Consider the following 23,058-nt stretch of genomic DNA (forward strand, 5'->3'; position numbering starts at 1 on the left):
CGGCCCGCCGGTGTGGGCGCGGCCGAGCACGTGCAGGTGCTCCGCCCGGCGGTGGTCCCTCTCCCCTGGCCTCGTGGGGCACGGCCCTGAGCGGGCGCGCCGTGTGCGCGCCGTCCCCGCAGTGATTCACGTGCACCGGTGACCGACGGCCGGTCGGCTCCCCGTGACCGGTACGCCGGTCTCGCGATTCTGCGCGACCTCTGGTGCAATGACGGGACGATGACCTTCGACGACCTCCTGAAGCGGGCCGCGGCCCTGACCCGCCCCGGCCACCGAGCTGTCCTCGGCATCTCCGGCAGCCCGGGGGCCGGCAAGTCGACGCTCGCCGAGCACCTGGTCCGTGAGCTGAACGGGGACGGGCCGCCGTGGGTGGCGCACGTCCCCATGGACGGCTTCCACCTGGCCGACGTGGAACTCGACCGGCTGGGCCGCCGCGACCGCAAGGGCGCGCCCGACACGTTCGACGCGGCCGGGTACGCGGCGTTGCTGCGACGCCTGCACGAGGAGCGGGAGGACGACATCGTGTACGCGCCGGGCTTCGAGCGCGTGCTGGAGCAGCCCATCGCGGGGGCGATCCCCGTGCCGCCGTCGGCGCGGCTGGTCGTGACCGAGGGCAACTACCTGCTGCTGGGTACGGGGGCGTGGGCACGCGTACGGGCGTACCTGGACGAGGTGTGGTTCTGCGAGATCGACGAGCAGGAGCGCATCCGGCGGCTGGTGGCCCGCCACGAGGAGTTCGGCAAGGAGCACGACGCGGCGGTGGCCTGGGTGTTGGGCACCGACCAGCACAACGCGGCCCTGATCGCGGCGACCCGGGACCGCGCCGACCTGATCGTGCCCGCGACGGCCCTGCCGGCACCGTACGGCCCGCCCCCGGCCGGGGCCGGGCCGGGAGCCGTCGCCCCGCCCGTGACGCAAGCGTGAGTGCCCCGGCCCTCCGGGTGGGTCAGCCGTGCGGCGCCGGCCCGCCCGTGGACCGGCTCGGAGGTTGCGCGGCAGGTGCGGGGCGGCGAGCACGCAGTGCGACGCTCAGTGTGTGCGGGCCGTGTCCACCGACGTAGACACGTTCCCCGGTCGTCGCATCGGTTCCGCCCAGCAAGGTGTAGTCCTGACCTGGGTCGTACCGCAGAACATCGGTCTGGTCCGGCTCTGCGAGCGGCTCCCCTGCGTGGACGCCGACCTCGACGCGGATCTCACCGTCGCCCGCCCGGTAGGTCATCGGCCCGGTCCCCAGACACCACTGTCCGTCGCCGATCGGTACGGCACCGCGCAGTACGCCTCCCGGTCGGAAGGTCAGTTCGAGTGCCCACGGCACCCTTGGTCCGCTCATGTCGATCCGTAGGTCGGCACCGTCGTCCCGAAGGTCCACCTCGATGCCGGTCGTCAGCGCGACCTCGTCCCGCGGCCGGTCCGGGAAAGCCATCGCGGCCGAGAAGCGTCCCTCGTCCGTCATCCGGTAGGCGCCGTCGGATCGCCGCTCGGGCGGCGGAATCGGCTGGTAGTAGGCGGCCGTCAGGATTTCGGAGAGCCGGTACCGACCGTCGGCGAGGCGTTGCATGCCCATGGCGCGGAACGGACCCATGTCGAAGAATCCCTGCGAGAGCCGGACCGCGTCGAGGATCGCCTCGCCCGCGAACAGCCGCAGGAACGTCGGGTCGTTGGCGAGGCCCGAGCGAATGCGCCGGTGCTCGGGGACGTCCGAGCCGCCGTACACAACGGTGTGCGCGGCCGCGGAGGCGCGTGAGGCAAGACGCGCGGTGGTGATGTACCGCTCGCGGGGAAGGGTTTCCGGCGTCGGCGTCGGCAGCGCGCGGCTCAGGTCCGGGGTCAGTATGGTCTCGGCGAGCAGGTTGGGGTCGTCGATGCCGCAGGCTGCTGCCAGCCGCGCCGCTCGGCTGAAGTCGCCCCGGCCGGTACGGATCGCGAGCAGCCGGTAGTGCGGCAGGTAGGGCGCCAAGGAGAACGTATGGTTCTGGTCCTGCCGCCGCGAGTGGACGGTTTCCACCGTGCCGTCCGGTCTGATGAGGTCCAGGGTCGTGCTGAGATTGCGCTCGACAGCGTCCTGCAGGTCGGTGCGGCCGAGGGTGTCGGCCAGCAGCAGCAGTGACGGGTTGGACACGTGGGCCGCGTAGTTGGCGCTCCGCTCCGAGTACAGGCCCTCCGCATCGATGTCGACGCCCTCGGCGAGCCACGCCTCGATGCGGTCGAGCAGCCGGCCGTCCGGGAACGACCGGTGCAGTCGGGCCAACGCCGCGCACAGCTCCCATCGGTGGTTCGGGGTGTGCACGCCGCCCGTACGGAGGCTCTCGGAAGCCGCGCAGGCGATCTCGGCGAGTGCGGCGGCGACCTCGCGCAGTTCCGGCCCCGCGCCCGTGGCAAGGATGTGCGCGTCGCACACGTCGTTGATGGTGAACGCGGAGTCCGGCGGTGACTGCACGTTGTCTCCGCCGGCGAAGAGGCCGGAGGGGGTCTGCACGGCCCGGAGAGCGGCGAGGTGGGTCATCGCGGCGGCGACCGCCCCCTCGCTGCCGTGCAGCGCCGAGTCCTGCGACCGGTATGCCGCGAGCAGTGTCTTCACCCTGTGCGCCAGACCGCGATGGGGCACACGGGCCGGTTCTTCGTCCGCGTGGGCCGCCAGCGGGACGGCCAGCCGGTCGGCCGCCCCGGCCACCGCGCGGACGAACTCGCGGTCGAGTGTCATCTGCACGGTCAGTCCTTCAGTCCGGCGTTGATGTCGGCGTTCATGACATAACGCTGGAACACCAGGAAGATGGCGATCAGCGGGATCATCGAGATGACCGATGCGCCGAGCAGCACCGACCAGTTGATGTTCTGTGCCCCGACGATGCTCTGGATGCCGATCTGCACGGTGAACTTGTCGGGGTCGTTGAGCATCAGCAGCGGCCAGATGTAGTCGTTCCACCGCCACTGGAAGGACAGGATGGCGAGGGTCAGCATGATGGGCCGGGAGAGCGGCACCATGATCCGTGCGAAGATCGCCAGTTCACGGGCGCCGTCGATGCGGGCGGCTTCCACGAGTTCGTCGGGCACCGTCAGGAAGAACTGGCGGAACATGAAGCATCCGGTCGCGGTGAGCACGGCCGGGAGGATGATCCCGGCGAACGAGTTGTAGAGGCCGAGGTTGCGGACCACCAGGAACTCCGGGGCGAGCATGACCTCAGACGGCAGCATCGTGGTGGCCAGGATGCAGACGAAGAAGACCTTGAGCCATTTGTTGTCGTACTTGGCCAGCGCGTACCCGGTGCAGCAGCTGACACCCACCGTGAGGATCGTCGTGATCACGCACACGATGGCCGTGTTGACGAAGTACTGGGAGAAGTTGGCACTGCGCCACGCCGTCAGGTAACCCGACAGGGTGGGGTGGTGCGGGACCAGCGTCAGCGGATAGGAGAACAGGTCACTGGCCGGCTTGAGGGAGCTGAGGATGAACCACAGCACCGGCAGCCCGTACAGGCACGCCAGGATCCACAGCAGTGTCGTCGCGGGCACCGCCCGCCGGAGCCCACCGCCGGCCGCGTTGCGGGGGCGCTTCTTGGATACGGCTTGTTCGGCGTCGAGCGGGCGTGGCGTGTCTGTGGTTGTCATCGGTTCTCCACCCGCCGGTTGACGATCAGCTGGATGATCGCGACGGCCATCAGGATGAGCATGAGCACGAATGACGCGGCGCTCGCGTAGCCGATCTGGCCCCGTTTGAAGCCGGTCTCATAAATGTACTGAACAAGCAGGTTGTTCGACGATCCGGGTCCGCCGTTGTTGAGGGCGACGAACACCGGGTATTCCTTCATCGCGTTGATCGTGTTGAGCAGGATGACGATGAACGAGGTGGGCGCGATGCTCGGCAGCGTGATGCTGATGAACTGGCGCCACGGACCGGCGCCGTCGAGCGAGGCCGCCTCGTAGTACGACACCGGTACGTTCTTGATCGCTGCGATGAACAGCAGCATCGTGAAACCCGTCCACATCCAGGATGCCGCCATCACCACCACCAGCAGCGACAGGTCCGCGTTCGACTGCCACGGAACGGCACCTCCGCCGAGCTTCTCGATGACGTAGTTGACCAGTCCGAAGTTCTCACCGAACAGCCACCGCCACAGGACGCCCACGACGATGGGCGACAGCAGCCACGGAATGAAGAAGATGACGCGGGCGACCGACGCGCCCTTGGCGTGCTTGCTCACCACCAGGTTGGCGGCGAGCAGCGAGAGCGCGAAGTTCAGCGGGACGAAGAGGACGGTGTACAGCAGCGTCCGGGTCAACGCGTCGTAGAACGTGGAGTCCCCGAACAGGTTGTGGTAGTTGTCCATTCCGACGAACTGGAACGCCCCCACACCCGTGTAGTTCGTGAAGGAGTAGACGAGCCCGATCACCGCGGGCCAGACGAAGAACAGCGCGAAGAGCACGACATTGGCCGCGACGAGGACGAGCGGCGCGACGGTGTAGCTACTGCGTCTCCTGGGCGGGCTCGCGGACACGTCCGAGGCGCGTTTTGTCATCTTCCTGACTCCGTGCTGGTGGAAGGGATTGCGGTGGGCTCACGCCATGAGCGCGGCATCACGGGGGCGTCCAGGGCCGGGCGGCGGTGTCTCACCCCCTGCCGCCCGGGCCCCGCGGCCTACGATCCGCCGCCAACCTGCTGGTTGTAGCCGGCCACGATGTTGTCCAGGGCCTTGTCGGACGGCTGCTGGCCGTTGATCGCCTTCCCGAGCTCCGTCTTGGTCGGGTCCTCGGTGAGGCTCTTGCCCTTCAGCACCCACTGCGTCTGCGCGTTGTTGAAGTAGCCGGAGATCGGGGCGTAGAGCGGGATCTCCTCGTTGTACAGCTTGAACGCCGCCTGCGCCGCCTCGGAGGTGAAGGGGTACTCCGGGTTCAGACCGTTCTCGACCGGCAGGAATCCGGAGGCCTCGCACAGCTCGCGGTAGTGGTCCGGCTCGTAGATCCAAGACAGGAACTTCTGTGCGGCGGTGGCCGCGGCACCGTTGTTGTTGAAGCCGACCATCATGCCGCCGCTGTTGACGTCGCTGGCCTGCACCGGCTGGGCGGGAGTCGGGACGCTGGCCCAGTCGAACTTCTTGATGCTCTCGGAGAAGGCGGCGACCTGCCACACGCCGGACCAGTAGGCGACCACGTCACCGCTCTGGAACATGGCGGACGGGTCGGCGCCGCTGGTCCACACCGACTTCGGCATGGTCTTGTCGTCGTTCAGTCCGACGAAGTACTTCACGGCCTTCCTGGTCGCGTCGTCCACCGAGAACTTGCCTGAGGAGTCCGCGTGGACGTACTTCCCGCCCATCTCGTACACCATGGCGCGGAGCCGGGACGGCGACTGGTCGAAGGTCAGGGAGTACTTGGCGCCGGTCTTCTCGCGGACCTTGTTCGCCGCGGCGATGAAGTCGGTCCAGGTCCAGGTCTTCCGGGGCGAGGTCGGGAAGGAGACGCCGGCCTTCTTGAACAGCGTCTTGTTGATGAACAGGCCGGACGCGGTGACGTCCGAAGGGATGGACAGCACCTTCCCGGACGAGTCCTTGGCGAGGAAGTTGGCGTTGATGTTGTAGCCCTTGTTGTCGGCAATGGACTTGAGGTCGATCAGCTTGCTCGACCAGATCGGGTCCAGCGCCGGCACGGCCGCCACGTCGGGCAGGGAGTTCGCCTGCGCGGCGTTGTGCAGCTTCGTCGTGTAGCCGTCGTAGGGGATGTTGACGAGCTTGACGTCGACGCCGGCTTCCTTCTTGTACTGCGCCACCAGCTTCTTCCAGCCCGCGTCCTGCCCCGGGACCGTGGAGATCCAGAACGTCAGCGACTTGGAGTTCCCGCCCGAGCCGGACCCGGACCCGCAGGCGGAGAGCAGTAGGGCACCCGCCGTGGCCACGGCAGCGAGGGGAATCACTCGGCGTATGCCGCCGCGGCCGAGTCTGCGGGAGCGCCGCACACCCACACTGGTCATCTTGGATCCCTTTCCGTCGTAGCGGACGGAGCACGGCGCCGGCCGCTAGTAGCAGGTCCCCGTTTCCTATCACTGTGATTGAATACCTACAAGGGTTCTCGACATCTCTTTTCCGCACCTGAGGCCCTTGTTGGCGCGCCTGAGGCCCTTGGCACGCAGCAGAGGGCTGGTACTCTCCAGGTCAGCCAGGGAAGCGAGCGGACGAGACTTATCCTCAGTCCGATGGCTATTGGGGAGGGTTGTGAACCGACGGGCGCCGCGCACCGCGACAACACGGCACGTCACCGAGATCAACCGGACCGCGATCCTAGACGTCCTGCGCGAGCACGGACCACTGTCTCGGCGTGACATCCAGGAGCGCACCGGACTCGGCTCGGCCACCATCGAACGGCTGTGTTCGGCGCTCATAGAGGAAGGTGCGGTCGAGCTCGCGGGCCAGGTGCGCCCCTCGGTCGGCCGACCCTCGACGCTGCTGCGTTTCGCGTCGTCGGCCCGCGCCATCGTCGCTGTCGATGTCACCGAGTACACGGCACGAGGACGCGTGGTGAACCTGGGCGGAACCACGCTGTACGAGGAGAGCCAGACCTTCGATCTCGACGGTGGAGACGCAGGTTCGGTCCGTTTGAACGGGTTGCTCCACCTTGTCGACCGGCTGACCTCCCCGCAGACGGGGGTGACAGCGCCGATCGTCGCCATCGGCATCACGGTTCCCGGCATCGTGCACTCAGGGGTGGTGTCGAAGGCGGTGGAACTCGACTGGCGGGAAGTGCCGCTCGCCGACATCGTCTCGGCTCGGTGCGGTCTGCCGATCCATGTCGAGAACGACGCCAACGCGACGGCCTACGGCGAGTGGACGAGCGGTGCCCTCGCGGGCGCACACAGTGCCGTCGCCCTCGTGCTCGGCGCCAGACTCAGCGCGGGGATCATCAACGAGGGACACCTCTACCGGGGGCACCGGTCGGCCGCGGGGGAGATCGGATTCCTGCTGAACTCCACCGCGTCGTTCACCCGTTACTTCCCGGATCAGGGCGATGTCGAGTCGAGTCTGGCGGCACAGGTGCTTCCGTTCGCCGCGCGGGAGGGCCTGCACGGCAAGCGCATCGGTCCCGCGTTCCGCGCGATGATGGCCTGCTGCCGGGCGGGCGACAGCGAGGCCGCACGGGCCCGCGACGAGTTCTTCGACTCGATCGCCCTCGCCCTCGTCGCTCTCTCGGTCGTGCTCTCGCCCCAGGTCATCGTTCTCGCCGGCGCGTTCGCACAGTACAGCGAGGAGTCCGCCGAGCAACTGACAAGGCGCCTCGTCGGCCGGATCCCCTGGGTACCGCGGATCGCGGTGAGCGAGCTCGGCTTCGACGCGGCGATCACCGGCGTGAGCGCACTGACGATCGAACACGCCCGTTCCGCGACCTACCTCGCATGATGCGCCGGCGTGAAGCGCCTAGGGCCTGTTGCGAAAGTCCCGTCGTCCGCCCGAAGGGCGGCCCCGGCGGCGTCCGGTGCGTGCTCCGGGGGTCCCCCTGCTCGAAGAGCTTTGGGGAGCGTGCCGGGCGTCGCCGGGCAGGCGGGACTCTCGCAACAGGCCCTGGACGCCACCGGGCAGGGGCGCCGCCGGCAGCGCGACATGCCTGCCTTCCCACCACCAGCCGAACCAGGATGGAGCGTGAGCCATGGACGAAGTGATACGAATAGCGGTCGTCGGCACCGGCGACGTCGCCATGGACCACGCGGCCACGCTCACGGCTCCGGGCCCCGTCGCCGCGAAGATCGTGGCAGCGGCGGACACCGACCGGACTCGGCTGAACGCCTTCCTGACCGAGCACGGGACATCGGCCGGCTACGACGACCTCGACGAGTTGCTGGCCCGGTCCCGGCCCGACCTGGTGTACCTGTGCACTCCACCCGGCCTCCACCGCGACCAGGCCCTGGCCTGCCTGCGGTCCGGGGCCAGCGTGCTGGTGGAGAAGCCACCCGCGCTGTCGTTGCGGGAGTTCGACGAGATCGCCGCCGCCGTGAGCGGCCCGCCGTGGTTCGCAACGGTGTTCCAGCACCGGTTCGGTCAGGGCCAGGCCAAGCTCAAGGCCCTGGCCGGCTCGGGAGTGCTGGGCCGCCCGCTGCTGGCGGTCTGCCACACCACCTGGTTTCGTGACCAGGCGTACTTCGACGTGCCCTGGCGCGGTCGGTGGGACACCGAGGGCGGCGGGCCGACGATGGGGCTCGGCATCCACCAGATGGACATGATGCTGGACCTGCTCGGCGACTGGACGGAGGTGCGTGCCGTCACCAGGACGCAGGCTCGCCGTACGGAAACCGAGGACGTCTCGCTGGCACATGCGACGTTCGCCGGCGGCGCGGTGGCCTCCGTGGTGAACAGCGCCCTCTCCCCGCGACAGGAGTCGTACCTGCGTTACGACTTCGAGTACGCCACCGTCGAGGTGTCGCACCTGTACGGATACCGGGACGAGGACTGGCGTGTGACACCGGTACCCGGGCATGACGAGGTGCTCGCCGCATGGAAGGCCGGCATGACCGGCGGCGGGCAGGACCCGGCCGCGCAGAACTCCCGTAGCGGGCACTGGGCCCAGTTCGCGCGGGTGCTGTCCAGCCTGCGCGACGGCACCCCGCCGCCCGTGCCGCTCGCCGAGTCCCGGAGAACTCTCTCGCTGGTGGCCGCCATCTACGCATCCGCCGCGACCGACCGCCCGGTGAAACCTTCGGACCTCTCTCCCGGTACGCCCTTCTACCACAGCATGGCCGGTCACCGTGGCGGCTCGGCCTGACCGACCGACCCCCTTCACGTGCAGGACACGTCCCGGTCGCCGAACTCCCACCGACGGGACACCACCCGGCCGTAGATCTTCGCTCGTACGCATCAGTTGACCTGGATGCCTCCACGAGCCGTCCACGAGTCGCACGCGATCGCACGCCACCTCCCACCACGGCCGCACGGCCGGAGAACTGAAGAGAGGCCCAACGCATGCCGTCACTCCCCGGGCACCGCAGCACCTCGACCGTCAACCGCCGAGGCTTCCTCAAGACCTCGCTGGGTGCCTCGGCGGGGCTGCTGGCCGCGCCCACCTTCGCCACGTGGCTGACCGCCGCGGACGCGAAGGCCGCGACCGGCCCCGCCGCGTTCGTCGACGACTACAGAACGAACGTCCCGACGAACCTCACCCCCGAGACCAACGCGGTCGTCCGGATCCTGGGCGGCATGGCCGAGACGTGGAAGACGGGCGGTGCCTGGAACACCGGCACGCCGCTGATGCCCGAAGTGCTGCGGGCCAACATGCGCTACTGCGCCCGCATCACCTCCACCCGCACCGACGCGCAGGCCAAGGAGGCCTTCCTCTACGACCGGCAGCACCAGAGCTACGCGATGATCGCCGGCCTGGGCCCGCTGGCCGACCTCTACAAGGCGGGCGCCAAGGCGGTCACGTCGATCACGAGCGCGCCGGACGGCACGCCGCCGACCAAGATCGACGACGCGGTGCCCGCCGACGCCCCTGCGGGCTCCGCGCTCGGCGCCGGCTCCCACGACTCCGCGCTCGGCAAGGTGGCCGAACTGGTCGACACCGTGCGTGGCCCGTACGCCTCCGGCAACCCGGCCAAGTACGCCTACCGGTACCCGCGTCCGTGGCGCATGAACGAGGACAGCGAGGTCATCGACACGGGCAGGACCGATGCGCTCGGCTACCCGGTCTACGAGTCCGACGTCGTCGTCGCCCCGCAGCTGCTGCGCCAGCGCAGCACCTCCCCGACCGACGACGGCGGGTTCCCCAGCGGCCACACCAACGCCTTCCACCTGGCCGGGCTGGCCTACGCGTACGCGGTCCCGGAGCGCTTCCAGGAACTGGTGACCCGCGCCCTGGAGCTGAGCCACACCCGGATCATGGCCGGCATGCACTCCACCGTCGACGTGATCGGCGGGCGCATCATGGCCACCGCCCTGGCCGCCGCCGCGCTCGCCGACCCCGCCAACGCCGGTCTCAAGGCCGCGGCACGCGCCCAAGCTCTCGCCTACTTCCGGGAGAAGACCGGCGCGACGGCCGACACGCTCTACGCCTACGCGCACTCGGCGGCCACGGACACCGACCCGTACGCCGACCGGAACGCCAACGCCCGAGCCGTCAGGCCCCGGTTGACCTATGTGCTGACCCGCCACGGGCGCCACACCGACCTGACCGTGCCCAAGGGTGCCGAGGTGCTGCTGGAGACGCGACTGCCGTACCTGGACGCGGCACAGCGCCGTGAGGTGCTGCGCACGACCGCGCTGCCCTCCGGCTATGTGCTGCTGGACGGCTTCGAGCAGTGGGGACGGCTCAACCTGTTCGCGGCGGCGGACGGTTACGGCTCCTTCGACTCGGACGTGCGCGTGACGATGAACGCGGCCGAGGGTGGTTTCGCCGCGCACGACGGCTGGCGCAACGACATCGACGGCTGTGGCGGCCTGACCAAGCGCGGCACCGGGACCCTGGCCCTGACCGGGAACAACCGCTACACGGGCGGCACCGTGGTCGAGGACGGCACCCTGGTCGCCGCCTCGCGGAGCGCGCTGGGTCACGGTGATGTGCGGGTGACGGGCGGAACGCTGGAGGTGGCCGGCGCCGTACGGGTGCGCGGCTCCTACGCGCAGGCGGCCGCAGCGGCCCTGGACGTCACGCTCCGGGCGGGGCACAAGGCGGCGCTGACGGTCGAGCGGCGCGCGGTGCTCGACCGCGACAGCGTGCTGACGCTGCACCTGGACGAGGACCGGCCGCCGGCGGCGGGCACCATCGTGCCGGTGCTTGAAACGCACGCGCTGCGCGGGCAGTTCGGGCTCGTCACCGTGGCGTCGGACGCCTACCGGGCGGTGCCGGTGTACACGGCGGACGGGCTGTCGGTACGGCTGCTGCAGCGGTAGCCGTTGGCCGAACGGTGACGGGCGTGTCGCGCCAGGGGAATGCGCGACACGCCCGTACCGCTGGGGCGGGCACGGGAGCGTACGGATCGAGGGTGAGCGGCCGCCGTACGCGGACCCGTGCCCGCTGCCGCACCTCGCTAGAGCGTGGTGCGGGACTCGAGGTCGCGGCGGGTGTCGTTGCCGTAGACGCCGGTCTCGTCGCCGCGGATGCCGTACCAGAGCTGGAAGCGGGCCACGGCGGCGGCGAGCGTGGCGTCGTAGCGGCCGTCGGTGGAGCCGTGCTCGTAGACGTCGGGGATGCGCAGCAGGCGTCTTTGCAGTTCGGTCACCTGCGGGCCGCTGTCGCCCTCGCGCAGGGTTCCGGGCCCGTCGGGGTCGGTGCCGATCCGCTGGGCGGGGGCGCTGGTGGCGGGTGACCGGTGCGGCGGGGCCGCCGCGTGTTGCTCGGTGCCGTCGCCCTGCGCGCCGGGTAGGAGGAGTGCGGCGCCGAAGCCGATGAGGGCGGCCGCGGTCACCCCGACCGTGATCGCCGCGCGGCGCAGGGTGAGTCCGTCGTCGACGGGCCGCTCGCGCCGGCCCCGGGCGGACGGTACGGGAGGCAGTTCCTCCGTCGCGTCCTCGGCGGCCGCCGGCGCCACGTGGACGACGATCGGCTCGTGGACGGGTTGGGGCGGGTGCCCCTCCCCCTCTTGCAGCTCTCTGACCAGTTCGGCCAGGGCCTCGGTGCGGCGGCGGCGCACGACGTAGGTGGGTTCCAGCACCCGGCGCCGCAGCGGCTGACCCTGCCCGGTCGGTGTCGACACACTGCTCTCCTTCCGTGCCCTCGGTCTCCCGCCGTCCCCGCGAAGAGATACGTGCGGGCATCCCGACCGGTTCACCGGCAACCGACAGTCACCGCGCCGACGGTGCCTCCGTCCGACGCCCGGCGACGAGCACAGCTCTCGCGCGATATACCCCCAGGGGGTACAGTCCAGTGTCGGACCTTCAGGGAGGAGGGCACCTCATGTGGGACGCGATCGTCCACGCGCTGGCCATCACCGGGTCGATGACCTGGGAGATCACCTGGGCGTTGATTCTCGGCTTCACCCTGTCCGCCGTGGTGCAGGCGGTGGTGCGCCGGTCGACCGTCGTGCGGCTGCTGGGTGACGACCGGCCGCGCACGTTGGCCCTGGCATCCGGACTCGGCGCGGCCTCCTCCTCGTGCTCGTACGCCGCCGTCGCGCTCGCCCGCTCGCTGTTCCGCAAGGGCGCGAACTTCACGGCGGCGATGGCGTTCGAGATCGCCTCGACCAACCTCGTCATCGAACTCGGGGTGATCCTCGCCCTGTTGATGGGATGGCAGTTCACCGTCGCGGAGTTCGTGGGCGGGCCGGTGATGATCGTGGTACTCGCCGTGCTGTTCCGCGTCCTGCTGCGCGAGCGGCTGCTGCGCTCGGCCCGCGCACAGGCCGAGCGGGGGCTGGCCGGGTCGATGGAGGGGCACGCGGCGATGGACATGTCGGTGGCCGGCCGGGGTGGCTTCCTGCGCCGGCTGCTGTCGCGGGCGGGTTTCACATCCGTGTCGCACATCTTCGTCATGGAGTGGGCGGCGATCCTGCGCGACCTGGTGGCCGGTCTGCTGATCGCGGGCGCGATCGCCGCATGGGTGCCGGAGGAGTTCTGGCGCACGTTCTTCCTGGCCGGCCATCCGGAGGCGGCCAGGGTCGTCGGGCCGCTGGTCGGGCCGCTGGTGGCGATCGCGACGTTCGTGTGCTCGATCGGGAACGTGCCGCTGGCGGTGGTGCTGTGGAAGGGCGGCATCAGCTTCGGCGGCGTGATCGCCTTCATCTACGCCGACCTGCTGATCCTGCCCATCCTGAACATCTACCGGAAGTACTACGGCGCGCGCACCGCCGCGTTCCTCCTCGCCACCTTCTACGCGGCGATGGTGGTCGCCGGATACGTCGTCGAGTTCCTCTTCGGCGGCCTCGGCCTGGTCCCGGACCAGGCCCGCGCACGGATGCCCGAGGAGGGCGTCAGCTGGAACCACACGACGTGGCTCAACATCGCCTTCCTGTTGCTGGCCGCGATCCTGCTCGTCCGTTTCCTGCGCACGGGCGGCCCGGCCATGCTGCGGATGATGGGCGGGGCTCCCGGGCACGAGCAGCACGCCGCGGCACACGAGGGTCACCACTCCCACTGAGCGCCGCTGTTCACCGAGTGCCCCCGGCCGGGCGTGAGACCGGGGACGGATGCCGACCACGGCACGCGGGGACGCCGCCCTGAGGGGCCATTGCCCCACAGGAATCGGCAAGCATCGTTCGTCCGCCACTCCGACTGCGTCGGCCGTATCGACGAGTACCCCTTGACCCTTCGCCCCGTACACGGACGCGCAGCGGAGGCTCGTGCTGGTCTCGCCGACAGCTCGGGAGTGTCCTTCCAGTCGGCCGGCCAGCCGACCCGCTATCCGCGGCACTACGACTACCAGCTCCGGCTGGACGTGAACGACGGTACGCCGACGTTCGCACAGGACGCCACGTTCGTCGGCTACCGGACCCGGAAGGGGCCGTCGGCCGTGAAGGCCAGCTCGGCGAATCGTTCGCCGATGCGACGGTGCGTGGCGGCGCCCGGGTGGAGTTCGTCGGGCAGCGGCAGCTCGGCGGCGTCGGTCTCGCCGTAGAGGTCACGGCCGTCGAGATGGTGCAGGTGCGGGTCGTCGGCCGCCCGCTGCCGCACGATCCGGGCCAGCTCGTCGCGGATGACGGCGAGGGTCAGCTTGCCCTGCGCCACCTCCGCCGGATCCCCGGCGGCCCGGAAGCGGAGTCGCCCTGTGGCGAGGGCGGTGAAGTCCGGGGCACTGGGGCCGGGGGTGTCCTCGTGGATGGGGCACAGCAGGGGGGAGACGACCAGCAGCGGTGTGGTGGGGTGGCCTTCGCGGATGGTGTCGAGGAAGCCGTGCACGGCGGGGGTGAAGGCGCGCAGACGCATCAGATCGGTGTTGACCAGATTGATCCCGATCTTGATGCTGATCAGGTCGGCGGGGGTGTCGCGCAGGACGCGGGCGGTGAACGGGTCGAGCAGGGCACTGCCGCCCAGACCCAGGTTGATCAGTTCGACGCCGGCGGAGGCGGCCGCGAGGGCGGGCCAGGTGGTGGTGGGGCTCGCGGCGTCGGACCCGTGACTGATCGAACTGCCGTGGTGCAGCCACACCTTGCGGCCCCGGTCCGGTACGGGCTCCACGGGCGCGTCGGTGCGCAGGGCGACCAGTTCGGTGGTCTCGTTGTGCGGCAGCCAGATCTCCACATCCTTGAGCCGGTCGGGCAGGTCGGTGAAGCGGAGGGTGCCGACCTGTCCGGGCCGGTGGTCGACGGCTCCGGTGGCCATGTCGATGGTGAGGGTGTGACCGCCCGGCACGACGGCCCGGCCCGCCAGGTGACCGTCGACGAGCAGGTCGTAGACGCCGTCCGGGCGGGGCGGGGCGCCCACGTAGACCCGTTTGGTCGGCAGCGCGTCCAGTTCGAGGGCCGTGGCCCGGGTGCGGAAGGCCAGCCGGACACCGGAGGGCTGGGACTCGGCCAGGGCGAGTTGCGGGTCGGCGCACTGGGCGCGGGCCCGGGCCGGCAGCCGGTGCGGCAGGACGCCGTGCGCGGTGCGCTCCAGGTCGAGTGCGCCGCGCAGGAGCTCCGCGGTGACGGGTGTGGTGATCCAGTGGGTGTTCATCGCTTCAACCTGTTGATCAAGACGTCTGAGTGTCCGCGTTCGCGGGCCAGTTGCGCAGCAGGGCGTCGAGGCGGTCCAGGCTCCATGTCCAGGACTCCTGCGAGTCGGGAGCGCTGTGGCTGAAGCCGCCGGCCGCCTCCAGGCTGACGTAGCCGTGGAAGGCACTGCCCAGCAGCCGGACCGCGTGCGTCTGGTCCGGTTCCGTCAGGTCGTAGCCGCGCAGGATCGCGCGCGTCATCTGTGCGTGCCTGCCCCCGGCGCTGACGGCCGCCGTCTCCGGGTCGAGACGGAACCGCGCCGCCTCGTAGCGGCCGGGGTGCTCGCGGGCGTAGTCACGGTAGACGTTCGCGAAGGCCATCAGGGCGTCCCTGCCGGCCCGCCCGGCCAGCGCCTCGGCGGCCCGGTCGGCGAGTTCCTCCAGGGCCAGCAGGGCGATCCGGGTCTTGAGGTCATGGGAGCTCTTCAGATGCGAGTACAGACTCGCGACCTTGACATCGAACCGCCTGGCGAGCGCGGAGACGGTGACCTGGTCGAAGCCGACCTCGTCGGCCAGTTCCGCCCCCGCCCGTACCAGGCGTTCGGTGGTCAGCCCTGCGCGCGCCATCGCCTTCCCTTCGTGAACCTGAAGCGATTATGCACTTTCCTAAAACTATTAGGCAAGCGCCATACGCGTAGGGGCGGTGCTCGGCGCGTCAGTCGCGCACCGTGCAGGGCCGCTTGGCGTCGAACGTCCAGTCCTCGACCAGGTACCGCATGCCGGCGGCGTCGTCGCGGTCCGCCGGGGCCTTGCTCAGGTACAGCTCGTGGGCGGCGAGGAGCCGGTCGCGGTCGAGCCGGATGCCGAGGCCGGGGGTGTCCGGTACGGCGATCTCCCCGCCGGTGATCCGCGGCGGCTCGACGGTCAGGCGCTCCAGTCCCTCCTGCCAGATCCAGTGGGTGTCGAGCGCGTTGTACTCGCCGGGGGCGGCGGCTCCGCAGTGGGCCATCATCGCCAGGGAGATGTCGAAGTGGTTGTTGGAGTGGCAACCCCAGGTCAGCCCCATGGCGTGGCACAACTGGGCGACACGGACCGACCCCTGCATGGTCCAGAAGTGCGGGTCGGCGAGCGGGATGGAGACGGACTGCAGCGCCAGCGCGTGGGTGAGCTGGCGCCAGTCGGTGGCGATCATGTTGGTGGCGGTGGGCAGCCCGGTGGCCCGGCGGAACTCGGCGAGGATCTCCCGCCCGGAGTAGCCGCCCTCGGCTCCGCAGGGGTCCTCGGCGTAGGCGAGGGTGCCGACGAGGGGCCGGCACAGTTCGACGGCTTCGCGCAGCGACCAGCAGCCGTTCGGGTCGAGCGTGATACGGGCGTCCGGGAAACGCTCCTTCAGGGCGCGCACCGCCGCGACCTCCTCGGGTCCCGGCAGCACACCGCCCTTGAGCTTGAAGTCGCGGAAGCCGTAGAGCTCGTGCGTGGCCTCGGCCTGCCGGACGATCGCCTCGGGGGTGAGGGCCTCCTCGTGGCGGATGCGGTACCAGTCGGACCTCGCGCCGGGTTCGCGGACGTAGTCCAGGTCGGTTTTGTCGGGGTCGCCGACGTAGAAGAGGTAGCCGAGGAAGCGGACGGAGTCGCGCTGTTTGCCGTCGCCCAGCAGGGCGGCGACGGGCACCTCGAGATGCTGCCCGAGCAGGTCGAGGAGCGCGGATTCGACGGCGGTGACCGCGTGCACGGTGGTGCGCAGGTCGAAGGTCTGCTCGCCGCGTCCGCCCGCGTCCCGGTCCGCGAACCGGTCGCCCATGGCGCGCAGGACGCGCTTGTAGTCGCCGACGCGGGCGCCGACCACGAGCGGCTCGGCCTCGCGCAGGGTCCGTGTGATCCGCTCCCCGCCGGGCACCTCACCGAGCCCGGTTCGCCCCTCGGAGTCCTCGATGACGACCACGTTGCGGGTGAAGCAGGGGCCGTGTGCGCCGGAGAGGTTGAGCGCCATGGAGTCCCGGCCGGCGACCGGGTACACGGAATAGGAGGTGACGGTGGGCTGGCCCATGACAGGACTCCTCGGAGAGGTGCGGAGGTGGTGGGGCGGGACGGGGACGCCGGTCACACGCCGATGGCGTCCAGGATCGACTCCATGGCCAGGGCGCCGCCGAGGCCGAGGATCGCGAGGACGGTCGTGTAGGTGGTGCGTGCCTTGATCGCGTCGAGGACGGAGAGGTTGAAGTACTCCTTGAACATCCAGAAGCCCGGGTCGTTCACATGGGAGAACGCGATCGAGCCGCAGGAGACGGCGAGGACCATGATCTCCGGGTGCACGCCGCTGCCCGCCAGCAGCGGGAGGGCCACGCCCGACGCGGTGACGACGGCGACGGTCGCCGAGCCGAGGGCCACGCGGAGGATGGCCGCGATGAGCCAGGCGAGGATGATCGGCGACAGGGACCAGCCGTCGGTGGCGTTCTTGATGTAGTCGGAGATCCCGCCGTCGACGAGGACCTGCTTGAACGCCCCGCCAGCGCCGATCACCAGCAGGATCATCGCCATCGCCTGGGCGGCCGACCGGCACGAGGCGCCGACCTCCTCCAGGCTGCGGCCGATCCGCGGGCCGAACGCCCAGATCGCGACGCACAGGGTGAGCAGCAGGGCGATGGGCGCGGAGCCGATGAAGGCCACGAAGTGCAGAACGGGGCCGGAGGTGGAGGTCGCCAGGTCGGTCACCGCCGCGCCGGCGATCAGCACCACGGGCAGGAGGGCGACCGACAGCGACCAGCCCATGCCGGGCATCTCCTCCTCGGTGAACACACGGTCGCTGACCAGGCCGGTGGGTATGGACGGGTTCATCCTCCGGACGAACGGAAGGCGCGGCCACACCAGGGCGATCAGGGCACCGACCGGGACGGCGATGAACAGGCCGTAGAACAGGGTCAGTCCGACCGAGGCGTGGAAGGTCGCGGCGACGGCGGTGGGGCCGGGGTGCGGCGGCAGGAAGCTGTGCATGGTGGACAGGGCGATCGACATCGGCAGGCCGACCCACAGCAGGTTCGCCCTCGTGACCCGTACCAGCGTGAACGCGATGGGCACGATGATGACGAACGCGACCTCGTAGAACATGGTGACACCGATCAGCATGGCGGTCAGCACCATGGCGACCTGGACCCAGCGGGGGCCACAGACGTCGAGCAGCTTTGCGGCGATCCGCTGGGCGGCGCCGGAGTCCCCCATCACCCGGCCGACCATGGCGCCGAGCCCGATGGTGAGCATGGTGTCGCCGATCTGCCCTCCGATGCCGTCCGAGAGGACGTCGGGGATCTTCTCCAGCGGGATGCCCCGGACGAGGGCGACACCCACGGCCACCAGCAACAGGGCGGCGAAGCCGTTGAGTCTGAGCTTCGTCATCAAGAAGAGCAGGATCAGCACGCTGATCGCTACGACAACAAGTGGCATGAGTCAGTTCCCCTTTGAACCGCGTGGTCGCCTACTTGAACGGCGTCCGCATACAAGGACGCCATCTACACATGAGGATGGAGGCTAGGGTTGTGGACGCCGCAGGTCAATGGGTAGGCAGAGGTGGAATCTGATGAGGCGACGGAATCCGACTCACCTTCCGCTCGCCCGGCACCAGAGGGAGAAGGCCAGGCCGAGGCCCGCCACGGCGATGGCGATCCGCAGCGGAGTCTCGGGCAGGCGCCGTACGATCACCGGGCCCATCCGGCTGCCGACGAGGCAGCCGAGGCCGAGCGCGGTCGCGGCCGTCCAGTCGACCGGGGCCAGGAAGGCGTAGGCGACGGCCGCGGTGACGTTGGCGGCGCCCGTGGCGATGTTCTTCACGGCATTGGTCACGGGCAGGGGCTCGCTCGCGGACAGCGACAGCACGGCCAGCATCAGCACACCCGCCGCGGCGCCGAAGTAGCCGCCGTAGAGCCCCACCACCAGGACCGCGCAGGCCAGCGGCAGCTCGGTGCGGGCACCGTCGCCCTTCGACGGGTGTTTCGCCACCAGCCGGCGCAACGGCTCGCGCGCCAGGATGAGTACGGACCCCAGGGCGATCAGCCACGGCACGACATGCTCGAACGCCGAGGACGGGGTGCCCAGAAGCAGGGCCGCACCGGCCGAGCCTCCCGCGGCCGCGAGCAGGGCGAGCCGCACGAGACGTCGGCGCTGGCCGCGCAGTTCCTCCCGGGAGCCGACGGCGGTGCCCACCGTGTTGGAGAACAGCGCCACGGTGTTGGTCACATTGGCGGCCACCGGCGGGAGCCCGGCGGCCAGCAGCGCGGGATAGCTGAACAGAGAGGCCAGCCCGGCGATCGAACCGGCGAGCCCGGAGGCGACCCCCGCCCCCGTGAGCAGCACAACGGCGCCGACGTCCACACGGCCTCCCTCTCGAAAGCGACGCGGCCCATACTCCCGTCACCCCGTCTCACATCCAAGACGATGTCTACATAGGGAGACGGCGTGATGTGACGGCAGACCTTGACGCTCCGTTTGTGAGGACTGAGCCGTTCACCCGGTGTATGCCGCTTGGGGCGATAGCGTGCCCAGGTCACTGTTCAGGTGAGTGTGCACCGTGTGCACAGGGGGGTCCCATCCATGCGAAGCATGCTTCGAATACCGGCGCGCCTGGCCGTCGCCCTGCTCACGGGCGCGTTACTCGTGCTGGCCGGGCCGGGTGCGGCCCATGCCACGACCACCGCGGAGATTCCCGCGTCAGCCGAGGGCGGGATCTCTGCGACCGTGACGTTCGGCGACGCCAAGGTGCCCCAGCCCTACAACCCGGACCCCACCGCGTACTTCGGGGACCGCAAGTGCCTGCTGATCTACCACAACTACGGTCCGACACCGGGCTGCGGCGGTTTCAAACTGAACGTCACCCTGCACGACGTGCGCAGCCGACCGGGGTACCAGGCGGGACTGAGCAGCAGCGACCCCTTGTTCCGGGCGTACGCCGACACGGCTCGCACCTTCGGCTGCCTGCGGGCCGACGGCACGTTCGACCACGGCACGAGTGTTGTCGTCCGCACCGAGCAGCAACAACTGTCCGGCGTCTACTACGAGGACCAGGCCGGCTGGATCCTCTCCCAGCTCCGCGCGTACCCCGACAGGGACACCGGTCCCTCCTTCTTCGTGAACTTCCCGGCGGTCCAGGTGAACTGCCCCGACGGAATGACCCCGACGCAGTACGGCCTCAAGGTCACCGACGTCACCATCAGGATCCACGACACGAACGTCTTCGGCGACACGACGTGGAGCACGCCGGGGCCGTTCTACGCCTGAGCCGGCGTCACCCGGATGCCGACCGTGCCCTTCTCGCCGCGCCGCAGCCGGCTGCCGAGAAGGGTGAGGCGGCCGACGAGGCCGTACTTGCGCGCGATCAGCTGCCGGTAGCGGGCGGTGGTGGCCGCGTCGCAGGTCTCGGCGGTGGCGGGGATCTGCTCGCCGGTCGGGTTGCCGCGCAGGTCGCAGGGGCCGACGAGGATGTCGGAGCGGGCCCGGATCCGTTTCACCTTCCAGGAGTCCGCGGTGGTCCACACACCGAGCGCATCACCGTCCCGCACCACCCATACCGGGGTGGCGACGGGGGTGCCGTTCTTGCGGTAGCTGGTGACCAACAGGTACTTGCCCGTTCCGAGCTGATCCAGGAGCGCGTGCATGAGCGCAGTGTAGGTGCCTCACACGAGAGGGCGCCGGTACGGCCGTACCGGCGCCCTCTCGCGCGGAAAAGGACCGTCAGGACAACGTGCCGTCGTAGTCGGGCAGCTTGAACGTGCGCTCGGCGTGGCCGCCGACCAGGTCGGAGGCGTTGTTGCCGACGTTGGCGATGATCGTGTAGCCCTGCGCCTCGATCTCCGCGCGCTTGCCCGTCTTGTACGCGCTCACCTCGTCGAACAGGTCCGGCAGATCCCGCACGGAGAGGCCGTCGACGGGGTAGCCCACCGTCTTGAGGTTCCACTTGGTCTCGGCCTCGAGGATGCCGGGGCGCGCGGTGACGAAGAAGACGGAGACCCCCCGGGACTTGGCGTACTTCGCGAGCTCCAGGGACGGCTGGACCGCCGGGGTGGGCAGCTGGTACCAGGGGTGGAAGTACGTCTCGAGCGTGGTGTTGTCGATGTCGAAGACGATCGCGAGCCTCTGCCCGGTCGCTGCCGCCGTGCGCTGCCGGACGTACGGCAGCGCCTGGTCGACGACCGCCTTCACATCCGCCTGCCAGGTGGCGTAGTCGACTCCGGAGGCCTGCGCCGCCGCCACGCTCACGGTGGTTGCCGCGGGAGCCGCGGAGGCGGTCCCCGCAGCGGTCACCGTGCCGCCGATGCCCAGCGCCACGACCGCCGACACCGCGCCGATGCGGTGCACCGCACCACGTCTTGTCATGCCCGTCCCTTCCCTCGCGTCCACATCGCGTCCGTGCGGCGGTGGCGTCTCGGCCCCGGCCGCGCCCGACATGTTCACGTCCAATGATGGACGCCGGACCACGCAAGAGTTACTGACGCGTAGACAGTTACTTGCGAGTAGCCAGGGGTTGGCGGGAGTTCGCCTGCGGCGTGGGGCGGTTCGCCGTGCGCCGTGTGCGGGATGATCCTCATGCGGTACGAGGGCGGGGGGCGAGACGGTGAGGCGGCATCGTGAGAGTACGGTCCGAGCAACGGGCACCCGGAGGCTCCCGTCGACTCCTTCTTCCGCGCCGTCGAGGACCTGCTCCGGGCCTGTCCGCGGGGCGACGCGGGCGAGACCCTCGCGCTGCTGGCCGGGGCGCGGGAGAGGGCACGGGCATACCGGGCGCGGATCGCCGAGGGGCCTGCGGTCGTACCGGCGCTGGCCGCTCTGCTGCGCACGTACGTGGACGGGGACTCCTTGTGGGGGGACGAGCTCAGCGGCGTCTCGCTGCGGCGCTCCTAGCGCTGTGGCCGGAAAGGTTCACCGGCCACAGCACTAGATCCCCTCGTCCACTCGCGCCTGCCCAGCGACGTCCGGCGGCGGCGTGACTTCCGCGGCGCCGCCGGTGAACGCCCGAGCACGTGCGCACGTATGGGGTGAGGGCGCGCGACGACCGGAGTGCCCCGCGGTGGTGACGCCGTGCTGTTCGGGTTCGGGAGCCATGGATGAGGCATGCACGACGACGGATCGTCCGGCGGGGGGCGCGCATCGCGGCCGCCGGCGGACTGCTCCTGGGTGGTCTGATGGTCACCCAGGCCCTGGCGAGCGAACCGTCCGGCGCGCAGACCCCCCTCGGTACGGGCACGTCCGCCATGACCGCCTCAGAGACGGGCTCTCAACTGGCGTCCCGGCTCGGCACCTCCCGGACGGCGGGCAGCTGGGTCGCCTCCGACGGGAAGCCCGTGGTCGCCGTGACGGACAGGGCCGCGGCGGACGCGGTGACGGCGGCCGGGGCCCGGGCCAAGATGGTGCGGCACAGCATGGACCAGCTGAAGTCGGCCACGAAGACGCTGAGTTCCGCCCCCAGGGTGACGGGCACAGCCTGGTCCGTGGACTACCGGACCAACCAGGTCGTGGTGCAGGCCGACCGCACGGTCTCCGCGTCCGACTGGACCCGTATGACGAAACTCGCCCGCGGCATCGGGGACTTCGTCCGGATGGAGCGCACCCATGGACGGTTCACGACCCGTGTGGCCGGCGCCCAGCCGATCTTCTCGACCAGCGGCCGCTGTTCCGCGGGTTTCAACGTGACCAACGGGCAGGGCGAGTTCATCCTCACCGCCGGGCACTGCGGCCCGGGCGGCACGCTCTGGTTCTCCGACAACACGGGCCGGACCCAACTGGGCCGGACCGTCACCTCGCAGTTCCCCGGGGACGGCGACTTCTCCCTCATCCGGTACGAGAACGGGCAGGCGACGCCCGGGGAGAACATCGTGGCCATCGGGGGCGGGCGCGGGGTGCGCATCACGGCGGCCGGGGACCCGGTGGTGGGTGAGAAGGTGTTCCGCAGCGGCAGCACCAGCGGTCTGCACGACGGCGAGGTCACCGCGCTGAACGCGACGGTGAACTACCCGGAGGGCTCGGTCACCGGTCTCATCCAGACCACGGTGTGCGCCGAACCGGGCGACAGCGGCGGCCCGTTGTTCTCCGAGGGCATCGCGCTCGGGGTGACCTCGGGCGGCAGCGGGGACTGCCAGGCGGGCGGTACGACGTTCTTCCAGCCGGTGACGAGGGCGATGGCCGCGCTCGGGGTCCAGCTGACGGGGCAGGGGCAGGCGACCGGCGGTGCGGGCGCCGGGGCCTCCGCCGCTCCCGCGCCATCCGTCTCGGCGTCCCAGGGTGCGGCGATCGCCCCCGGGTCGGCGGCACCGGGCACGGTCCAGGAAGTCGGTGCCACCGGGACGGCGGACGGATTCCTGTCGCGGCTCACCGACCCGCGGAACGTCGGGCCCGGTCTGCTGGTCATCGCGGGCAGCCTGGTCGCGCTGGTGGCCACGCGCTACATCCGGTCGGAACAGGAACGGAACGCCTATCGCCGGGCCTACTCGGGGACCTGGGGCTAAGAGCCCCGAACACAATGGACGCCCGGCTCGCGGACCC

At 70.3% G+C, this 23,058-nt stretch carries 19 protein-coding genes and 1 pseudogene; 8 read left to right on the forward strand and 12 right to left on the reverse strand.

The features are described from left to right. Positions 1 to 219: 219 nt before the first annotated feature. A complete protein-coding gene (locus ACZ7L1_RS28850; protein ID WP_471441062.1) occupies positions 220 to 924 on the forward strand; it encodes a nucleoside/nucleotide kinase family protein in 705 nt (234 codons plus the stop codon). Positions 925 to 946: 22 nt separating this feature from the next. On the opposite strand, the gene ACZ7L1_RS28855 is transcribed toward ACZ7L1_RS28850, so the two are convergent. From ACZ7L1_RS28855 to ACZ7L1_RS28870, 4 genes are all read right to left on the reverse strand, one after another. After that, a complete protein-coding gene (locus ACZ7L1_RS28855) occupies positions 947 to 2,701 on the reverse strand; it encodes a hypothetical protein (protein WP_471441129.1) in 1,755 nt (584 codons plus the stop codon). A gap of 8 nt (positions 2,702 to 2,709) precedes the next feature. Continuing rightward, positions 2,710 to 3,606, reverse strand: a complete 897-nt coding sequence (locus ACZ7L1_RS28860) for a carbohydrate ABC transporter permease (RefSeq protein ID WP_471441064.1) — start codon at positions 3,604 to 3,606, stop codon at positions 2,710 to 2,712. Further along, positions 3,603 to 4,514, reverse strand: a complete 912-nt coding sequence (locus tag ACZ7L1_RS28865; protein WP_471441066.1) for a carbohydrate ABC transporter permease — start codon at positions 4,512 to 4,514, stop codon at positions 3,603 to 3,605. The genes ACZ7L1_RS28860 and ACZ7L1_RS28865 overlap by 4 nt, the downstream gene beginning before the upstream one ends. Before the next feature lie 119 nt (positions 4,515 to 4,633). After that, the gene (locus tag ACZ7L1_RS28870; RefSeq protein ID WP_471441068.1) at positions 4,634 to 5,962 is read right to left on the reverse strand and encodes an extracellular solute-binding protein; all 1,329 of its coding nucleotides are present in this window, start codon (positions 5,960 to 5,962) and stop codon (positions 4,634 to 4,636) included. 241 nt (positions 5,963 to 6,203) lie between these two features. Here ACZ7L1_RS28870 and ACZ7L1_RS28875 point away from each other — a divergent pair, with 241 nt between their 5' ends. The 3 genes from ACZ7L1_RS28875 to ACZ7L1_RS28885 all read left to right on the forward strand — a co-directional run bounded on the left by ACZ7L1_RS28875 (position 6,204) and on the right by ACZ7L1_RS28885 (position 10,859). Beyond that, positions 6,204 to 7,382: an ROK family protein gene (locus tag ACZ7L1_RS28875; protein ID WP_471441070.1), complete on the forward strand. Its 1,179-nt coding sequence runs from the start codon at positions 6,204 to 6,206 to the stop codon at positions 7,380 to 7,382. Positions 7,383 to 7,629: 247 nt separating this feature from the next. Continuing rightward, complete coding sequence (locus tag ACZ7L1_RS28880) at positions 7,630 to 8,739, forward strand: Gfo/Idh/MocA family protein (protein ID WP_471441072.1); 1,110 nt, start codon at positions 7,630 to 7,632, stop codon at positions 8,737 to 8,739. A gap of 197 nt (positions 8,740 to 8,936) precedes the next feature. After that, positions 8,937 to 10,859, forward strand: a complete 1,923-nt coding sequence (locus tag ACZ7L1_RS28885; RefSeq protein WP_471441074.1) for a phosphatase PAP2 family protein — start codon at positions 8,937 to 8,939, stop codon at positions 10,857 to 10,859. A 137-nt stretch (positions 10,860 to 10,996) separates the two neighbouring features. On the opposite strand, the gene ACZ7L1_RS28890 is transcribed toward ACZ7L1_RS28885, so the two are convergent. Beyond that, entirely contained in the window at positions 10,997 to 11,662 is a 666-nt protein-coding gene (locus ACZ7L1_RS28890) for a peptidoglycan-binding domain-containing protein (protein WP_471441076.1), read from the reverse strand. Positions 11,663 to 11,862: 200 nt separating this feature from the next. Here ACZ7L1_RS28890 and ACZ7L1_RS28895 point away from each other — a divergent pair, with 200 nt between their 5' ends. Beyond that, complete coding sequence (locus tag ACZ7L1_RS28895; protein ID WP_471441078.1) at positions 11,863 to 13,041, forward strand: permease; 1,179 nt, start codon at positions 11,863 to 11,865, stop codon at positions 13,039 to 13,041. Between the two features lie 33 nt (positions 13,042 to 13,074). Beyond that, a pseudogene (locus tag ACZ7L1_RS28900) lies at positions 13,075 to 13,371 on the forward strand (AbfB domain-containing protein); the annotation flags it as partial. A 14-nt stretch (positions 13,372 to 13,385) separates the two neighbouring features. Here the strand turns inward: ACZ7L1_RS28900 and ACZ7L1_RS28905 are convergent. The 5 genes from ACZ7L1_RS28905 to ACZ7L1_RS28925 form a co-directional block, all read right to left on the reverse strand. Then, positions 13,386 to 14,558: a GDSL-type esterase/lipase family protein gene (locus tag ACZ7L1_RS28905; RefSeq protein ID WP_471441080.1), complete on the reverse strand. Its 1,173-nt coding sequence runs from the start codon at positions 14,556 to 14,558 to the stop codon at positions 13,386 to 13,388. A 16-nt stretch (positions 14,559 to 14,574) separates the two neighbouring features. Beyond that, positions 14,575 to 15,162: a TetR/AcrR family transcriptional regulator gene (locus ACZ7L1_RS28910; protein WP_471441082.1), complete on the reverse strand. Its 588-nt coding sequence runs from the start codon at positions 15,160 to 15,162 to the stop codon at positions 14,575 to 14,577. 88 nt (positions 15,163 to 15,250) lie between these two features. Then, the gene (locus ACZ7L1_RS28915; RefSeq protein WP_471441084.1) at positions 15,251 to 16,582 is read right to left on the reverse strand and encodes an enolase C-terminal domain-like protein; all 1,332 of its coding nucleotides are present in this window, start codon (positions 16,580 to 16,582) and stop codon (positions 15,251 to 15,253) included. 53 nt (positions 16,583 to 16,635) lie between these two features. Further along, positions 16,636 to 17,973: a gluconate:H+ symporter gene (locus ACZ7L1_RS28920; RefSeq protein ID WP_471441086.1), complete on the reverse strand. Its 1,338-nt coding sequence runs from the start codon at positions 17,971 to 17,973 to the stop codon at positions 16,636 to 16,638. Positions 17,974 to 18,126: 153 nt separating this feature from the next. After that, on the reverse strand, positions 18,127 to 18,897 hold the full coding sequence (locus ACZ7L1_RS28925) for a sulfite exporter TauE/SafE family protein (protein WP_471441088.1): 771 nt from the start codon (positions 18,895 to 18,897) through the stop codon (positions 18,127 to 18,129). Positions 18,898 to 19,125: 228 nt separating this feature from the next. On the opposite strand from ACZ7L1_RS28925, the gene ACZ7L1_RS28930 reads away from it, so the two are divergent. Then, positions 19,126 to 19,800 (forward strand): hypothetical protein, encoded by a 675-nt coding sequence (locus ACZ7L1_RS28930; RefSeq protein WP_471441090.1) that lies wholly within the window; start codon positions 19,126 to 19,128, stop codon positions 19,798 to 19,800. Here the strand turns inward: ACZ7L1_RS28930 and ACZ7L1_RS28935 are convergent. Both ACZ7L1_RS28935 and ACZ7L1_RS28940 read right to left on the reverse strand, forming a co-directional pair. After that, the gene (locus ACZ7L1_RS28935) at positions 19,791 to 20,177 is read right to left on the reverse strand and encodes a PPOX class F420-dependent oxidoreductase (RefSeq protein ID WP_471441092.1); all 387 of its coding nucleotides are present in this window, start codon (positions 20,175 to 20,177) and stop codon (positions 19,791 to 19,793) included. The genes ACZ7L1_RS28930 and ACZ7L1_RS28935 overlap by 10 nt on opposite strands. Positions 20,178 to 20,253: 76 nt before the next feature. Continuing rightward, entirely contained in the window at positions 20,254 to 20,895 is a 642-nt protein-coding gene (locus ACZ7L1_RS28940; protein ID WP_471441094.1) for an HAD family acid phosphatase, read from the reverse strand. A gap of 728 nt (positions 20,896 to 21,623) precedes the next feature. Here ACZ7L1_RS28940 and ACZ7L1_RS28945 point away from each other — a divergent pair. After that, positions 21,624 to 23,021: a S1 family peptidase gene (locus ACZ7L1_RS28945; RefSeq protein ID WP_471441096.1), complete on the forward strand. Its 1,398-nt coding sequence runs from the start codon at positions 21,624 to 21,626 to the stop codon at positions 23,019 to 23,021. Positions 23,022 to 23,058: the final 37 nt, after the last annotated feature.

The organism is Streptomyces sp. NPDC107546, assembly GCF_055639175.1.

Excerpts from the sequence above, each read along its gene's own strand:
- ACZ7L1_RS28930 (WP_471441090.1), top strand. The coding sequence starts at position 19,126 with ATGCTTCGAATACCGGCGCGCCTGGCCGTCGCCCTGCTCACGGGCGCG.
- ACZ7L1_RS28850 (WP_471441062.1), top strand. The coding sequence starts at position 220 with ATGACCTTCGACGACCTCCTGAAGCGGGCCGCGGCCCTGACCCGCCCC.
- ACZ7L1_RS28895 (WP_471441078.1), top strand. The coding sequence starts at position 11,863 with ATGTGGGACGCGATCGTCCACGCGCTGGCCATCACCGGGTCGATGACC.
- ACZ7L1_RS28910 (WP_471441082.1), bottom strand. The coding sequence starts at position 15,162 with ATGGCGCGCGCAGGGCTGACCACCGAACGCCTGGTACGGGCGGGGGCG.
- ACZ7L1_RS28920 (WP_471441086.1), bottom strand. The coding sequence starts at position 17,973 with ATGCCACTTGTTGTCGTAGCGATCAGCGTGCTGATCCTGCTCTTCTTG.
- ACZ7L1_RS28935 (WP_471441092.1), bottom strand. The coding sequence starts at position 20,177 with ATGCACGCGCTCCTGGATCAGCTCGGAACGGGCAAGTACCTGTTGGTC.
- ACZ7L1_RS28870 (WP_471441068.1), bottom strand. The coding sequence starts at position 5,962 with ATGACCAGTGTGGGTGTGCGGCGCTCCCGCAGACTCGGCCGCGGCGGC.
- ACZ7L1_RS28865 (WP_471441066.1), bottom strand. The coding sequence starts at position 4,514 with ATGACAAAACGCGCCTCGGACGTGTCCGCGAGCCCGCCCAGGAGACGC.
- ACZ7L1_RS28905 (WP_471441080.1), bottom strand. The coding sequence starts at position 14,558 with ATGAACACCCACTGGATCACCACACCCGTCACCGCGGAGCTCCTGCGC.
- ACZ7L1_RS28940 (WP_471441094.1), bottom strand. The coding sequence starts at position 20,895 with ATGACAAGACGTGGTGCGGTGCACCGCATCGGCGCGGTGTCGGCGGTC.
- ACZ7L1_RS28860 (WP_471441064.1), bottom strand. The coding sequence starts at position 3,606 with ATGACAACCACAGACACGCCACGCCCGCTCGACGCCGAACAAGCCGTA.
- ACZ7L1_RS28915 (WP_471441084.1), bottom strand. The coding sequence starts at position 16,582 with ATGGGCCAGCCCACCGTCACCTCCTATTCCGTGTACCCGGTCGCCGGC.
- ACZ7L1_RS28885 (WP_471441074.1), top strand. The coding sequence starts at position 8,937 with ATGCCGTCACTCCCCGGGCACCGCAGCACCTCGACCGTCAACCGCCGA.
- ACZ7L1_RS28855 (WP_471441129.1), bottom strand. The coding sequence starts at position 2,701 with ATGACACTCGACCGCGAGTTCGTCCGCGCGGTGGCCGGGGCGGCCGAC.
- ACZ7L1_RS28880 (WP_471441072.1), top strand. The coding sequence starts at position 7,630 with ATGGACGAAGTGATACGAATAGCGGTCGTCGGCACCGGCGACGTCGCC.
- ACZ7L1_RS28945 (WP_471441096.1), top strand. The coding sequence starts at position 21,624 with ATGAGGCATGCACGACGACGGATCGTCCGGCGGGGGGCGCGCATCGCG.